The sequence below is a fragment of the Pseudomonas sp. 273 genome (assembly GCF_029201425.1).
In the GTDB taxonomy this organism is placed as follows: domain Bacteria; phylum Pseudomonadota; class Gammaproteobacteria; order Pseudomonadales; family Pseudomonadaceae; genus Pseudomonas; species Pseudomonas delhiensis.
The window spans coordinates 2617598-2631363 of sequence record NZ_CP116775.1 but is presented as its reverse complement, the minus strand read 5'-3'; the positions used below and the strand labels follow the sequence as shown (position 1 = coordinate 2631363).

Sequence of the window (13766 nt, the reverse complement as noted above, 5' to 3'; positions counted from 1 at the left end):
CTGCCCAACGGTCCCCTCTCCCTTCAGGGCGGGGCGCGCAGCCGAGGGTTAGGGAGAGGGGCGAGGCCCAGTTCATCACCATGCCTTGCGTGGATATGCCCCGCCCTGGTGATGGGTATCGCTTCGCTCCACCCATCCTACGTCCGCTCCCCCGGCCGATTATCGACCAGTAGTTACGTCCGACAGCTTGCCTTCTCTCCGCCCCAAACAAGATTATGGAACTAAGTTCTAAAAACAATCTCGCGGAGTCCCCTGCCCATGTCCCCTGCCCCGAACCTCCCACCCACCGATTGCGACCTCCTGGTGGTCGGCTCCGGCGCCGCCGGCCTGGCCGCCGCGGTCACTGCCGCCTGGCATGGCCAGAAGGTCATCCTGGTGGAGAAGGAAGCGGTGTTCGGCGGCGCCACCGCCTGGTCCGGCGGCTGGGCCTGGGTGCCGCGCAACCCGCTGGCGCGCCGCGCCGGCATCGTCGAGGACATCGAGCAGCCGCGCACCTACCTGCGCAACGAGCTGGGCGAGCACTACGACGCCGCGCGGGTGGACGCCTTCCTCGAAGCCGCGCCGCACATGGTGGCCTTCTTCGAGCAGCACACCCGCCTGCAGTTCGTCGACGGCAACGGCATCCCCGACATGCATGGCGACACCCCCGGCGCCGCCACCGGCGGGCACCAGGTGATAGCCGCGCCCTACGACGCCCGCGAGGTCGGCGACCTGCTGCCGCGCCTGCGCAGGACAATGCGCGAAACGTCCTTCCTCGGCATGCCGATCATGGCCGGCGCCGACCTGGCCGCCTTCCTCAACATGACCCGCTCGCCCCGCGCCTTCGTCCACGTGGCCAGGCGCGTGCTCGCCCACTTCTACCACCTGGCCCGCTACGGCCGCGCCATGCACCTGGTCAACGGCGTGGCCCTGGTGGCGCGCCTGGCCAGGTCGGCCGAGGACCTAGGCGTGCGCATGATGGAGTCCTGCCCGGCCAAGCGCCTGCTGCTGGAGGATGGCGCCGTGCGCGGCGCGGTGGTGCAGACGCCGCGCGGCGAACTGGAAATCCGCGCCAAGGCGGTGGTGCTGGCGGCCGGCGGCTTCCCCAACGACGCCGAGCGCCGCCGCCAGCTGTTCCCCCGCGACGCCAGCGGCCACGACAACCTCGCCCTGCCGCCCGGCGCCTGCTCCGGCGACGGCCTGCGCCTGGGCGAAACCGCCGGCGGCAGCGTCGAGACGAACCTGCGCTCGCCGGTGGCCTGGGCCCCGGTGTCGAAGGTGGCGCACCGCGACGGCAGCGTCGGCCACTTCCCGCACATCATCGAGCGCGGCAAGCCTGGCATCATCGGCGTGCTGGCCAACGGCAGGCGCTTCGTCAACGAGGCCCACGGCTACTACGACTACGTCAGCGCGATGATCGCCGCCCTGCCGGAAGACCAGGAGGCCTGCTCCTGGCTGGTCTGCGACCACCGCTTCCTGCGCCGCTACGGCCTGGGCTACGTGCGCCCGGCGCCGCTACCCATCGGCGCGCACCTGCGCAGCGGCTACCTCAGGCGCGGCGCGACCATCGAGCAACTGGCGCGGGTCTGCGGCATCGACCCGCAAGGCCTGGCCGCCACCGTCGCCGAGTACAACCGCCACGCCCGCAACGGCGAGGACCCGGTCTTCGGCCGCGGCAGCACGGCCTTCAACCGCAAGCAGGGCGATGCGGCCAACCCCGGCCCCAACCCGTGCGTCGCCCCCATCGAGCACGGCCCCTTCTACGCGGTCAAAGTGCAACCCGGCTGCTTCGGCACCTTCGCCGGGCTGAAGACCGACGGCCAGGCCCGCGTGCTCGGCGCCGACGGCGAGCCCATCCCCGGCCTGTACGCCGCCGGCACCGACATGGCCAGCGTGTTCGGCGGCCACTACCCCTCCGGCGGCATCAACCTCGGCCCGGCGCTGACCTTCGGCTACGTCGCCGGCCGCCATGCCGCCGGCGCCCACGACTACGAACCCCAAGCAGGAGCCACCCCATGCAAGCACGCATCCGCAACCGCCACGGCCTGAACATGCCCAGGCTCGGCCTGGGCACCTGGCCGATGACCGGCGCCGAGTGCACCGCCGCCGTGCTCCAGGCCCTGGAGCTGGGCTACCGGCACATCGACACGGCAGCCGGCTACCACAACGAGGATGCCGTCGGCCAGGCACTGGCCGACAGCGCCGTGCCCCGCGAGGACGTCCACGTCACCAGCAAGGTCTGGTGGGACCGCCTGGCCCCGGCCGACCTCGCCCAGTCCCTGGACGACAGCCTGCGCGCGCTGCGCAGCGACTACCTGGACCTGTTCATGATCCACTGGCCGGGCCGCAACGGCAGCCTGGCCGGCGACGACCTCAAGCGCAGCGTCGAGGCCCTGGTGGCCGCCCGCGACAGAGGCAAGGCGCGCGCCATCGGCGTGGCCAACTTCCCCCTGGCGCTGCTGCGCGAGACCGTTGAAACCCTGGGCGCGCCGCTGGCGGCCATCCAGGTGGAGTACCACCTGATGCTCGACCAGCAGCCACTGCTGGACTACGCCCGCGCCCACGACATGGCCCTCACCGCCTACACCCCGCTGGGCCGCGGGCGCATGCTGGAAGAGCCGGCGATCCAGGCCATCGCCCGGCGCCACGGCGTGCTGCCCAGCCAGGTGGCCCTGGCCTGGCTGCTGGAGCAGGACGGCGTGGCCGCCATTCCCAAGGCCGCCAGCCTGGCCAACCAGCGTTCCAACCTCGCCGCCCTCGACCTGCGCCTGGACGACGCCAACCGCGCGCAGATCGCCGCCCTGCCGAAGAACGTCCGTCTGGTCAGCCCGGAATTTGCCCCGCAATGGGACTGACCGTTCGCTGATCGCACACTTCCGCCCACCCCAGCAGTCGCCCGGCCCGCTCCAGAAGCCGCGCCGGGCCTTGCCGCGCCTGGCTTCCAGGGCTTTTGACAGGCGTCGCGGGGGTCGATTGACGAAAGTAACTGCTTAGTACATTTTCTGATGACCGCACTCCAGCGGCGACAAGACCTACAAGAGACACCCGCATGCCCCTCCCGATCCTGATCCTCAACGGCCCCAACCTGAACCTGCTCGGCACCCGCGAACCGGCCACCTACGGCTACGAGACGCTGGCCGACGTCGAGGCGCTGTGCCACGCCCGCGCCGACGAACTGGGTCTGCAGGTGGAGTTCAAGCAGACCAACCACGAGGGCCAGCTGATCGACTGGATCCACGAGGCCCGCGGCCGTTGCGCCGGCATCGTCATCAACCCGGCGGCCTGGACGCACACCTCGGTGGCCATCCGCGACGCCCTCGCCGCCGTGGAGCTGCCGGTGATCGAGGTGCACCTGTCCAACGTGCACAAGCGCGAGGAATTCCGCCACCACTCCTTCGTCTCGGGCATCGCCGTGGGCGTGCTGGCCGGCTTCGGCAGCAACGGCTACCGCCTGGCCCTCGACCACTTCGCCCACCTGCTGCGGGGTTGACGCCATGAGCCAGAAGACCGCCATCCTCGCCGGCCTGATCGGCGCCGGCATCCAGGCCTCGCGCACCCCTGCCCTGCACGAGCACGAAGGCGACGCCCAGGGCCTGCGTTATCTGTACCGGCTGATCGACCTGGACCAGTTGAAGCTGAACCTGGACGCCCTGCCCGAACTGCTCGACGGCGCCCAGCGCCTGGGCTTCACCGGGCTGAACATCACCTTCCCGTGCAAGCAGGCGATCATCCCGCTGCTGGACGAGCTGTCCGAGGAAGCGCGCGGCATCGGCGCGGTGAACACCGTGGTGCTGAAGGACGGCAAGCGCATCGGCCACAACACCGACTGCCTGGGCTTCGCCGAAGGTTTCCGGCGTGGCCTGGCGGACGTGAAGCGCAACCGCGTGGTGCAACTGGGCGCCGGCGGCGCCGGCGCGGCGGTGGCCCACGCGCTGCTCAGCGAAGGCGTCGAGCAGCTGAGCATCTTCGAGGTGGACGCGAGCCGCGCCCAGGCCCTGGTGGACAACCTCAACACCCACTTCGGCAACGGCCGTGCCCTGGTCTGCGAAGACCTGCCGGCCGCCATGGCGGTGGCCGACGGCCTGGTCAACACCACCCCGGTGGGCATGGCCAAGCTGCCCGGCACGCCGCTGCCGGTGGAACTGCTGCGCGCCGAGCTGTGGGTGGCGGAGATCATCTACTTCCCGCTGGAAACCGAACTGCTGCGCCACGCCCGCAGCCTCGGCTGCCGCACCCTCGACGGCGGCACCATGGCGGTGTTCCAGGCGGTGAAGGCCTTCGAACTCTTCAGCGGCCGCCCGGCCGATGCGCAGCGCATGCAGGCCCACTTCCGCAGCCTGGATTGAGCGTAGGGCGTATAACCGTTCGCGATTATACGCCGCTACACCTAGCGGAGCCTTGTTCTACAACCAGCGGGCGCTCGACCGTGGTCAGGCGGCGGATAACGCGGAGCGTTATTCGCCCTACGCTCCTTGGCTCCATGGTGTTTGCGTTGAAGAGCGCCCTCTCCCTGAAGGGAGAGGGTTGCGGACTCCACCCCAGCTCCGGAGTCAAACCTGACGCCATTGTTCGCGAGCAAGCTCGCTCCCACGAAAAACGCCCCCTACCCCCGCCAGTTCTCCCACACCAGCTGCACCCCGGTCGCCAGCAGCCCCAGCCGCGCGATGCGGTAGAACCACACATGGTTGACCTTGTCCTGCAGCCAGATCCCCAGCCACACGCCCAGCACCACGATGGGCGCCAGCAGCAGGCTCGTCCCCAGGTTGCTCCAGGTGAACTGGCCGAGCAGCGCGTAGGGCACCAGCTTGATGGCGTTGGTCAGCAGGAAGAAGCAGTTCACCGTGGCGATGTAGCGCATCTTCTCCAGTTGCTGCGGCAGCAGGTACATCATCACCGGAGGGCCGCCGGCGTGGGCGACGAAGCTGGTGAAGCCGGCGATGCCCGAGAGCACCACGCCCTTGCCTACCGCCGCCGGCTTCGGCTGGGCCGCGGCGCGGGCCACCAGGGCGTTGAGCAGCACGAAGGCGATGGCGATGCCGCCGATCAGCAGGGCGATGAAGCGCTCGCTGAGCAGGCCGAAGCTCAGCGCGCCCACCGCCACGCCCAGCAGCGCGCCGGGCAGCATGATCTTCAGGTTGCGCACGTCCCACTTGCCGTAGAAGCGGCGCAGGCCGGTGACGTCGGCCATGCAGAGGATCGGCAGCATCAGCGCGGCGGCCTGGGTCGGCGGCATGGCCAGGGCCATCAGCGGCACGGCGATGCCGCCCAGGGCGCCGCCGAAGCCGCCCTTGGAGACGCCGGTGAGCAGCACGGCGGGGATCGCCACCAGGAGGAATTCGAGGGTCATCGTGGAACTCGTCGGCAAGCGGAGCCGCCGATTATGCCGCGTCAGCGCGTCTGCGCCAGGCCTTTGGGGCGATCAGCGCCCGCTCAGTCCAGCACCGGGCGCAGCAGCGCCTGGGCCTCGTACAGCGCCGGCAGGTAGCGCAGGCGCATCTCGTCCAGGCCCAGGCGCGAGGCGTGGGTGGTGATCGCCAGGCTGGCGCGCAGGCGCCCGCTGCGGTCCGGCAGCGGCACGCCGATCACGCGCATGCCGATCTCGTACTCCTGGTCCACCAGGCAGTAGCCCTGCTGGGCGACCTTGGTTATTTCCGCCTTCAATGCCGCCAGGTCCGTCAGCGTATAGGGCGTCAGCGCCCGTGGCGGGTTGCGCTCGAAGTAGGCATCCAGCGCCTGCTCATCCAGCGCCGCCAGCCACAGGCGGCCGCTGGCGGTGCAGTACATGGGCACCCGCGAGCCGGGGCGGATCGACAACGAGGCGATGTGGCTGTAGCGGCTGCGCACCACGTGGACGATCTCGTCGCCGTCGCGGGTGCCCACCGAGACGTGCTCCTGGGTCTGCCGCGCCACCTGCTCGACGATCGGCCGCAGCATGCGCGGCAGCTGCGCCGAGTCCACGTAGGCCTGGCCGATGCGCAGGGCCTTGGGCGTCAGCCAATAGTGGCGGCTGTCGGTCTCGGCGAAGCCCTCGTGCACCAGGGTCAGCAGGAAGCGCCGCGCGGCGCTGGGCGTGAGGCCCGACAGGCGCGCCGCCTCGGGCACGCTCAGGCGCGGGCGCTCGGCGCTGAACAGCTGCATCAGCGCCAGGCCCTTCTGCAGGCCGGCGATCAGGTCGCGAGGGTGGACGCCGGGGGTTTCCAAGGTGTGGGCTCCAGGTAATTCGGCCGAATATTGCGATTATCGCATTACTACTGCGAATAGCGCACTAAAGCGCCGTCAATCGCATTGAGCGCAAGAGCCCGCCGCCGCACCCTGGCCAGCAGAACAACGCCAAGAACCCTGGAGGTCAGCATGATTCGTGGTTCGACCGAACTGGTCGCCATCGTCGGTACGCCCATCGCTCAGGTGAAATCGCCGGAGAACTTCAACACCTGGTTCGCCCACAACGGCCAGGACCTCGCGATGATCGCCATCGACCTGGGCGCCGATGCCCTGGATGCCTTCGTCGCCACCCTGCATGGCTGGCACAACCTGCGCGGCTGCGTGGTCACCGTGCCCTACAAGCAGGCCCTGGCGCCGCGCCTGGACGGCCTGAGCGCCCGCGCCGAGGCACTGGGCTCGGTCAACGTGATCCGCCGCGAGGCCGACGGCCGCCTGCTGGGCGACAACGTCGACGGCGCCGGCTTCCTCAACGCCGCCCGACGCCATGGCCTGCAACCCGCCGGCAAACGCGCGCTGGTGGTCGGCGCCGGCGGCGTCGGCAGCGCCATCGCCTATGCGCTGTGCGAAGCCGGCATCGGCGAGCTGCGGCTGCGCGACCTCGACCAGGTCCGCGCCGGCGCGCTGGCCGAACGCCTGGGCGCCCTCTTCCCGGACGTGCGCATCGGCGCCGGCGGCGATGACATCGCCAGCCTCGACCTGCTGGTCAACGCCTCCCCCGTGGGCATGGGCGGCACCGGCGAGCTGCCGCTGCCGGGCATGCTGCTCGACGGTCTGCAGGCCCACACCCTGGTGGCCGACGTGGTCACCAAGCCCGAGATCACCCCGCTGCTGGAGCGCGCCCGCGAGGCCGGCTGCCGCATCCAGACCGGCGCCGAGATGGCCTTCGCGCAACTGGGCAACCTGGGCGCCTTCATGGGCGTCACCCCACTGGAGATCCAGCCATGACCAGCCTCAACGCCCCGGCCTGGAGCCGCGAGTGCGATGTGCTGGTGCTGGGCAGCGGCGCCGCCGGTTTCGCCGCCGCGGCCACCGCCGCCTGCCAGGGCCTGCGCGTGCTGATGCTGGAGAAGGCCGACAGCTTCGGTGGTACCTCGGCCATCTCCGGCGGCGCGGTGTGGATCCACGGCACCGACCAGGCCCGCGCGGCCGGCGCGAAGGATTCCGAGCAAGCCATGCGCACCTACCTGCAGCGCACCATCGGCCAGGGCTACAAGCCCGAGCTGGTGGACAGCTTCATCGGCAATGGCCACGCGGCGCTGCGCTGGCTGGAGGCCAACACCGAGCTGCGCTACGCCCTGCGCCCGCACTCGCCGGACTACTACCCCGACGAGGAAGGCGGCACCGAGTTCGGCCGCGCGCTGGAGATGGTCGAGTACGACGGCCGCCGCCTGGGCGGGCACTTCCGCGACCTGCGCATGCCACCGCCGGGCATGCTGCTGTTCGGCGGCATGATGGTGAACCGCGTCGACATCCAGCACTTCCTCAGCTTCCGCCGTTCGCCGAAGTCGCTCTGGCACTGCCTCAAGCTGCTGGCCCGCTACGGCATCGACCGCCTCGGGCACCACCGCGGTACGCGCCTGACCACCGGCAATGCGCTGATCGCGCGCCTGGCCACCACGGCTTTCGGCAAGGGCGTGGAGCTGTGGCTGAACAGCGAGGCGCAGCAACTGCTCGTCGAGAACGGTGCCGTGGTGGGCGCGCAGGTGCTGCACGAAGGCCGCATCGAGCACATCCGCGTGCATGGCGGGGTGGTCTGCGCCATGGGTGGCTTCGCCGCCGGCAAGCTGGCCGAACGCTTCCGCCCGGCGAGCGACGGCGAGCACCTGAGCATGTCGCCGGAATGCAACGACGGCGCCGCCCTGCGCCTGGGCGAAGGCGTGGGTGCGGCGGCCGGCGAAGGGCTGGCGGCGAACTTCTTCTGGGCGCCGGTCTCCGAACTGCGCCACGCCGACGGCAGCCGCGAGCGCTTCCCGCACCTGGTCACCGACCGCGCCAAGCCGGGCGTCATCGCGGTGAACCGGGCGGGCGAGCGCTTCGTCAACGAATCCAACTCCTACCACCACTTCGTGCAGACCATGTTCGCCACGGGCAACACCGAGTGCTGGCTGGTCTGCGACGCCACCGCCATGAACCGCTACGGCCTGGGCCTGGCACGGCCCAAGCCGGTCGACAACAGCGCGCTGATCGAGGCCGGCTACCTGCACCGCGCCGAGACCCCGGCAGCCCTGGCCCGCGCCATCGGCGTGGACGCCAGCGGCCTAAGCCAGACCCTGGAGCGCTTCAACGCCAACGCGCGCAACGGCGTCGACCCGGACTTCGCCAAGGGCGGCAACAGCTACAACCGCTACATGGGCGACCCAGACCACCGCCCCAACCCCTGCCTGGCGCCGCTGGAGAAGGCGCCCTACTACGCCATCCGCCTCCACACCGGCGACCTCGGCTCGGCCCGCGGGCTGGTCACCGACGGCCAGGCGCGGGTGCTCGACGCGGCCGGCCGGCCCATCCCCGGCCTCTACGCCGCCGGCAACGACATGAACTCGCTGATGGACGGCACCTACCCCGGCCCCGGCATCACCCTCGGCCCCGGCCTGACCTTCGCCTGGCTGGCCGCCAACCATATCGCCGCGCGCCTCGCCACGCCGGCCTCGAAACAAGCAACCCTGGAGCACTGACGATGTACTACGAACTGCGCACCTACAGCATCGACCCGCTGAAACTGGCCGACTGGCTGGCCCTCTACCACAGCCACGCCTACGCGGTGCAGACCGAGCACCTGGGCAAGCTGGTTGGCTTCTTCACCACCGAGTTCGGCGAATGCAGCCAGGTGGTGCACCTGTGGGCCTACGAGAGCCTGGACGAGCGCATGCAGCGCCGCGCCAGCATGGCCGCCGACCCGCGCTGGGCCGAGTTCGGCAAGCGCAACAAGGAACTGGGCGCGGTGCTCAAGCTGGAGTCGCGCCTGCTGCGACCCACCGGCTTCTCGCCGCTGCAGTGAGCCCCATGGCGCGCGGAGCCGTTCCGCGCGCCCCATGACGACAAGAGAAACCCCATGCCCACCTGGCAACCCCTCGACTGCGACGTGCTGGTGATAGGTTCCGGCGCCGCCGGCCTGGCCGCCGCGGTCACTGCCGCACACCACGGCCTGCGCGTGGTCGTCGCGGAAAAAGCAGCGCAACTCGGCGGCACCAGCGCCTGGTCCGGCGGCTGGCTGTGGATCCCGCGCAACCCGCTGGCTATCGCCGAAGGCTGCATCGAACCGGAGAATGCGCCGGAGCGTTACCTAAAGGCCCAGGTCCATGCCGAGCAGTTGGACGAGCGCCAGGCCGCCTTCCTGCGCCATGGCCCGGAAATGGTCGACTTCTTCCAGCGCCATACCGCCGTGCAGTTCTTCTCCGGCACCCGCATGCCGGACATGCGCGACGGCGAAGGCGCCGCCCCGGCGGCCGCTCGCTGTGCGCCCTGCCCTACGATGGCCGCGAACTCGGCCCCTGGCTGCGCCACCTGCGCGAGCCGCTGGACATCGTCAGCCTGGCCGGCATGGGCATCGCCGGCGGTGCCGACCTGGCCAACTTCCTCGACGCCACCCGCTCGCCCAGGGCCGCGCTCTACGTGCTCAAGCGCATCGCCCGGCACTGGTACGGACGCCTGCGCCACGGGCGCGGCACGCAACTGGTCAACGGCAACGCCCTGGTGGCCCGCCTGCTGCGCAGCGCGCTGGATTTGAAGGTGCAACTGCTGACGCAAACGCCGATCCGCGAACTGCTCCACGAAGGCGGCTTGGTCACCGGCGCCCGCAGCGACACCCTGGAAATCCGCGCCCGCCGTGGCGTGGTCCTGGCCTGCGGCGGCTTCCCCCACGACCGCGCGCGCATCGCCCAGCTGATGCCCCACGCCCCGGACGGCTGGCAGCACCGCTCCGCCGCGCCGCCGCAGAACAGCGGCGACGGCCTGCGCCTGGGCGAAGCCGTCGGCGCCCGGGTGGCCACCGACCTGGCCCACGCCGGCGCCTGGGTACCGGTGTCGCTGGTGCCGCGCCGCGACGGCAGCGTCGGCCACTTCCCGCACCTGGTCGAACGGGCCAAGCCCGGCTTTCTCTGCGTGCGCCGCGACGGCCGGCGCTTCGCCAACGAGGCCGACTGCTACCACGACTTCATGAACGCCCTGTTCGCCGCCACGCCAGCGGGCGAGCCCCGCGAGGCCTGGCTGATCGCCGACGCCCGTGCGCGGCGGCGCTACGGCATCGGCTGGGTGAAGCCCTTGCCCTTCCCGGACCTGCCCTACGAGCGCCGCGGCTACCTGGTGAAGGCCCGCAGCCTGGCGCAGCTGGCGGCGCGCTGCGGCATCGACGCCGCGCAGTTGCAGGCGACGGTGAAGCGCTTCAACGAACACGCCGCCCTCGGCGAGGACGCGGACTTCCAGCGCGGCCGCTCGGCCTACAACAAGGCCCAGGGCGAAGCGCGGCAGCGGCCCAACCCGTCGCTGCGGCCCCTGGGGAAAGGCCCCTTCTATGCGGTGAAGCTGTTGCCCGGCAGCCTCGGCACCTTCGCCGGGCTGCGCACCGATGCCCGCGCGCGGGTGCTGGACGGCAGCGGCGCGGCCATCGGGGGCTGTACGCGGTGGGCAACGACATGGCCAGCGTGATGGCCGGCCACTACCCCAGCGGCGGCATCACCCTGGGGCCGGGCATGACCTTCGGCTACCTCGCCGGCCTGGAGCTGGCCGGGCTCAGCGCTGGATGTAGCGCAGCACCGCCTCGCAGATCATCTGCTTGTGGCGTTGCTTGACCTGCTCGTCGGTCAGGTCGATCTGGAAGATTTCGCCGAAGGTGTGCCGGTTGGAGATGCGGTAGAAGCAGAAGGAGCTGATGAACAGGTGCAGGTCCAGCGGGTCGATGCCGTCGCGGAACAGCCCCTGTTCGGCGCCGTGGCGGAGGATCTCGGCCAGCGACAGCAGCATGTTGTTGCTCATCGAGCGGATCGCCGAGGACTTCTTCACGTACTCGCCGTGGTGGATGTTCTCGATGCTGACGATGCGCACGAAGTCGACGTTGCGGTCGTGGTGGTCGAAGGCGAACTCCACGGTGCGGCGGATCGCCTCCAGTGGCGCGAGCTCCGCCAGGTGCAGCTTGTCCTCGGTGTTGCGGATGTCGCCGTAGAGCTTCTCCAGGACTTCGACGTAGAGCTGCTCCTTGCTGCCGAAGTAGTAGTAGATCATGCGCTTGGAGGTGTGCGTGCGCTCGGCGATGGCGTCCACCCGGGCGCCGGACAGGCCCTGCTGGACGAACTCGGCGATGGCCGCCTGGAGGATGCCCTCGCGGGTCTTTTCGGGATTGTTCTTGCGCCCCTTGCCGCGCACTTCCGTGACGCGGTCCAGGGGTTCGGCGAGATTCGGCATGGTTGGCTCACTGCCCTTTGGAATCCGCCGATTATGGGCCGTGGCGCGCGGCGGGGGAAGGCACCGCGCGCCTGCCCCGGCCGGTGTCCGTCAGAGCTTGGGCTTGCGCGCCGCGCCGCTGCGCGCCTGGGCCATGGCGGCCAGGCGCACGGCGACGTTGGCGGCGCCATAGCCGACATAGCCATTCCTGCGCTGGAGGATCTCGAAGAAGAAACGTCCCTCGAACGGCTCGGTGTACACGTGGAACAGCTCGCCGCCCTGGGCATCGCGGTCGTAGAGCACGTTGAAGTAGGCCAGCTCGCTGAGGAACTCGTCGTCGAAGTCGAAGCGCGCCGCCAGGTCGTCATAGTAGTTCAGCGGGATGTCCAGCAGCGGCACCCCGGCCTCCTTGGCGCGGGTGACCTCGGCGAAGATGTCCTCGCAGGCGAAGGCGATGTGGTGCACGCCCGAGCCGCGGTAGCTGGACAGCGCGTGGGAAATGGCGGTGTTGCGGTTCTCCGAGATGTTCAGCGGCAGGCGCAGGCTGCCGCAGCGGCTGCGGAGGGCGCGGCTCTTCACCAGGCCGTAGGGGTCGGGCAGGACCACTTCGTCGTCGGCCTCGAAGTCGAACAGCGCCTTGTAGAACAGCACCCAACTGTCCAGGCTGTCGGCCGGCAGCGCCATGGCCATGTGGTCGATGCGCTGCAGGTTGCCGCTGGCCTGCGCCTGGGCGTCGAGGCGGAAGTCGCTGTCGTAGATGGTCTGCCCCGGCTCGCCCTGCTCCACCAAGTAGATCAGGCTGCCGTCGGGGGCGCGCACCGCGGGGACTTCGCGCTCGTTGGGGCCGACCAGGCCGCGGAATGGCTGGCCCCTGAAGGCCTGGGCGCGTTCCAGGGCGCGGTTGCCGTCGCGCACCCGCAGGGCGGTGGCGCACAGCGAGGGGCCGTGGGCCTCGAAGAAGTTGTGGGCGAAGGAGTACGGCTCGGCGTTGAGCACTATGTTGATGTCGCCCTGGCGCAGCAGGCTCACCGCCTTGGAGCGGTGCTCGCCGGCGCGGGCGAAGCCGAGCTTCTCCAGCCAGCCGCCCAGGCGCGCGCCGAGGTTCTCGTCCACGGCGAACTCGAGGAACTCGATGCCGTCATAGCGGCTGGCCGGCGGCGGCGCGAAGAGGATGCCGGGGTCGCCGGCGGGCGCGGCGTCCTGCTCCAGCAGGCGGCGCGTCTTCTCCTCCAGGTAGAGCAGCGAGCGCAGGCCGTCGGCGGCGTTGGAGCGGGTCGGCGCGGCGCGGAAGCCGTCGTTGAAGATCTCCAGCGACAGCGGGCCCTTGTAGCCGCTGCGCAGGATGGGCGCGAGGAAGCCCGCCAGGTCGAACTCGCCCTGGCCGGGGAAGCAGCGGAAGTGTCGGCTCCACTCCAGCACGTCCATGGCCAGTATCGGCGCGTCGGCCATCTGCACGAAGAAGATCTTCTCGCCGGGGATGTCGGCGATGCCGCGGGGGTCGCCCTTGATCGACAGGGTGTGGAAGCTGTCCAGCAGTACGCCCAGGGCCGGGTGGTCGGCGGCCTTCACCAGGTCCCAGACCTGCTGCCAGGTGTTGACGTGGCGGCCCCAGGCCAGGGCCTCGTAGCCGATGCGCAGGCCGCGCTTGCCGGCGCGCTCGGCCAGCTCGCGGAGGTCGTCGACGAGAATGTCGCGCTCGCCCAGGGAATCGGCGGCGGTGTTGCTGCACACCAGCACCAGGTCGGTGCCCAGTTCCTGCATCAGGTCGAACTTGCGCTCGGCGCGCTCCAGGTTGCGCACCAGGCGGTCGCGGCGGCAGCCCTCGAAGTCGCGGAAGGGCTGGAACAGGGTGATCGCAAGCCCCAGGTCGGCGCACATCTGGCGCACGTCGCGGGGGCTGCCGTCGTAGTACAGGAGGTCGTTTTCGAAGATCTCCACGCCGTCGAAGCCGGCGGCGGCGATGGCGTCGAGTTTCTCGGGCAGGGTACCGCTCAGGGAGACGGTGGCGATCGAGCGCTGCATGCTGGGGCTCCTGTGCTGCTGGCTTCTGCGAGCCATGGCCTGGCCGCCGGCTGTCGGCGACCTTCGGAAATAGCGCCAGCCGTGGGACGCACGGCTGGTCATTGGATTATTCGCAGGGTATTTTCCAGCGGCAAGGCAAATTGTACGAACCAGTTAGTTTTGTGTTCGAT

General features: G+C 70.3%; 12 protein-coding genes and 1 pseudogene. 9 read left to right on the top strand and 4 right to left on the bottom strand.

Annotated features, from left to right (window positions below):
• Nucleotides 1-258: 258 nt before the first annotated feature.
• The 4 genes from PKO50_RS12495 to PKO50_RS12480 all read left to right on the top strand — a co-directional run bounded on the left by PKO50_RS12495 (nucleotide 259) and on the right by PKO50_RS12480 (nucleotide 4325).
• Nucleotides 259-2028, top strand: coding sequence for an FAD-dependent oxidoreductase (locus PKO50_RS12495; protein WP_275629884.1), 1770 nt, complete (start codon nucleotides 259-261; stop codon nucleotides 2026-2028).
• Nucleotides 1995-2834 carry an aldo/keto reductase gene (locus tag PKO50_RS12490; protein WP_275629883.1) on the top strand — a complete coding sequence of 280 codons (840 nt, stop codon included), beginning with the start codon at nucleotides 1995-1997 and terminating at the stop codon, nucleotides 2832-2834. Before PKO50_RS12495 ends, PKO50_RS12490 begins: the two co-directional genes overlap by 34 nt.
• A 194-nt stretch (nucleotides 2835-3028) precedes the next feature.
• Nucleotides 3029-3469 carry a type II 3-dehydroquinate dehydratase gene (gene aroQ / locus PKO50_RS12485; RefSeq protein WP_275629882.1) on the top strand — a complete coding sequence of 147 codons (441 nt, stop codon included), beginning with the start codon at nucleotides 3029-3031 and terminating at the stop codon, nucleotides 3467-3469.
• A gap of 4 nt (nucleotides 3470-3473) precedes the next feature.
• Complete coding sequence (locus PKO50_RS12480) at nucleotides 3474-4325, top strand: shikimate dehydrogenase (protein WP_275629881.1); 852 nt, start codon at nucleotides 3474-3476, stop codon at nucleotides 4323-4325.
• A gap of 257 nt (nucleotides 4326-4582) precedes the next feature.
• Here the strand turns inward: PKO50_RS12480 and PKO50_RS12475 are convergent, their stop codons facing one another.
• The gene (locus PKO50_RS12475) at nucleotides 4583-5326 is read right to left on the bottom strand and encodes a sulfite exporter TauE/SafE family protein (protein ID WP_275629880.1); all 744 of its coding nucleotides are present in this window, start codon (nucleotides 5324-5326) and stop codon (nucleotides 4583-4585) included.
• Between the two features lie 83 nt (nucleotides 5327-5409).
• Nucleotides 5410-6180 carry an IclR family transcriptional regulator C-terminal domain-containing protein gene (locus tag PKO50_RS12470; protein ID WP_089393547.1) on the bottom strand — a complete coding sequence of 257 codons (771 nt, stop codon included), beginning with the start codon at nucleotides 6178-6180 and terminating at the stop codon, nucleotides 5410-5412.
• A gap of 150 nt (nucleotides 6181-6330) precedes the next feature.
• Between PKO50_RS12470 and PKO50_RS12465 the strand changes: the two genes are divergently transcribed.
• The 5 genes and pseudogenes from PKO50_RS12465 (at nucleotide 6331) to PKO50_RS12445 (ending at nucleotide 10842) form a co-directional block, all read left to right on the top strand.
• Nucleotides 6331-7146, top strand: a complete 816-nt coding sequence (locus tag PKO50_RS12465; RefSeq protein WP_275629879.1) for a shikimate dehydrogenase — start codon at nucleotides 6331-6333, stop codon at nucleotides 7144-7146.
• Complete coding sequence (locus tag PKO50_RS12460) at nucleotides 7143-8873, top strand: FAD-dependent oxidoreductase (protein WP_275629878.1); 1731 nt, start codon at nucleotides 7143-7145, stop codon at nucleotides 8871-8873. Before PKO50_RS12465 ends, PKO50_RS12460 begins: the two co-directional genes overlap by 4 nt.
• A gap of 2 nt (nucleotides 8874-8875) precedes the next feature.
• A complete protein-coding gene (locus PKO50_RS12455; RefSeq protein WP_275629877.1) occupies nucleotides 8876-9196 on the top strand; it encodes an NIPSNAP family protein in 321 nt (106 codons plus the stop codon).
• Between the two features lie 54 nt (nucleotides 9197-9250).
• Nucleotides 9251-9682: pseudogene (locus tag PKO50_RS12450) on the top strand (FAD-dependent oxidoreductase); the annotation flags it as partial.
• Nucleotides 9652-10842, top strand: coding sequence for an FAD-binding protein (locus PKO50_RS12445; protein WP_275630470.1), 1191 nt, complete (start codon nucleotides 9652-9654; stop codon nucleotides 10840-10842). The pseudogene PKO50_RS12450 and the gene PKO50_RS12445, both read left to right, overlap by 31 nt.
• Before the next feature lie 84 nt (nucleotides 10843-10926).
• Here the strand turns inward: PKO50_RS12445 and PKO50_RS12440 are convergent, their stop codons facing one another.
• Nucleotides 10927-11595, bottom strand: a complete 669-nt coding sequence (locus PKO50_RS12440) for a TetR family transcriptional regulator (RefSeq protein ID WP_089393551.1) — start codon at nucleotides 11593-11595, stop codon at nucleotides 10927-10929.
• Between the two features lie 90 nt (nucleotides 11596-11685).
• On the bottom strand, nucleotides 11686-13596 hold the full coding sequence (quiC, locus tag PKO50_RS12435; RefSeq protein ID WP_275629876.1) for a 3-dehydroshikimate dehydratase QuiC: 1911 nt from the start codon (nucleotides 13594-13596) through the stop codon (nucleotides 11686-11688).
• Between the last annotated feature and the right edge of the window lie 170 nt (nucleotides 13597-13766).

Bases quoted from the DNA above. Each gene is read 5' to 3' on its own strand.
- PKO50_RS12495 (WP_275629884.1), top strand. From the start codon at position 259: ATGTCCCCTGCCCCGAACCTCCCACCCACCGATTGCGACCTCCTGGTG.
- PKO50_RS12475 (WP_275629880.1), bottom strand. From the start codon at position 5,326: ATGACCCTCGAATTCCTCCTGGTGGCGATCCCCGCCGTGCTGCTCACC.
- PKO50_RS12480 (WP_275629881.1), top strand. From the start codon at position 3,474: ATGAGCCAGAAGACCGCCATCCTCGCCGGCCTGATCGGCGCCGGCATC.
- PKO50_RS12460 (WP_275629878.1), top strand. From the start codon at position 7,143: ATGACCAGCCTCAACGCCCCGGCCTGGAGCCGCGAGTGCGATGTGCTG.
- PKO50_RS12455 (WP_275629877.1), top strand. From the start codon at position 8,876: ATGTACTACGAACTGCGCACCTACAGCATCGACCCGCTGAAACTGGCC.
- aroQ (WP_275629882.1), top strand. From the start codon at position 3,029: ATGCCCCTCCCGATCCTGATCCTCAACGGCCCCAACCTGAACCTGCTC.
- quiC (WP_275629876.1), bottom strand. From the start codon at position 13,596: ATGCAGCGCTCGATCGCCACCGTCTCCCTGAGCGGTACCCTGCCCGAG.
- PKO50_RS12440 (WP_089393551.1), bottom strand. From the start codon at position 11,595: ATGCCGAATCTCGCCGAACCCCTGGACCGCGTCACGGAAGTGCGCGGC.
- PKO50_RS12465 (WP_275629879.1), top strand. From the start codon at position 6,331: ATGATTCGTGGTTCGACCGAACTGGTCGCCATCGTCGGTACGCCCATC.
- PKO50_RS12490 (WP_275629883.1), top strand. From the start codon at position 1,995: ATGCAAGCACGCATCCGCAACCGCCACGGCCTGAACATGCCCAGGCTC.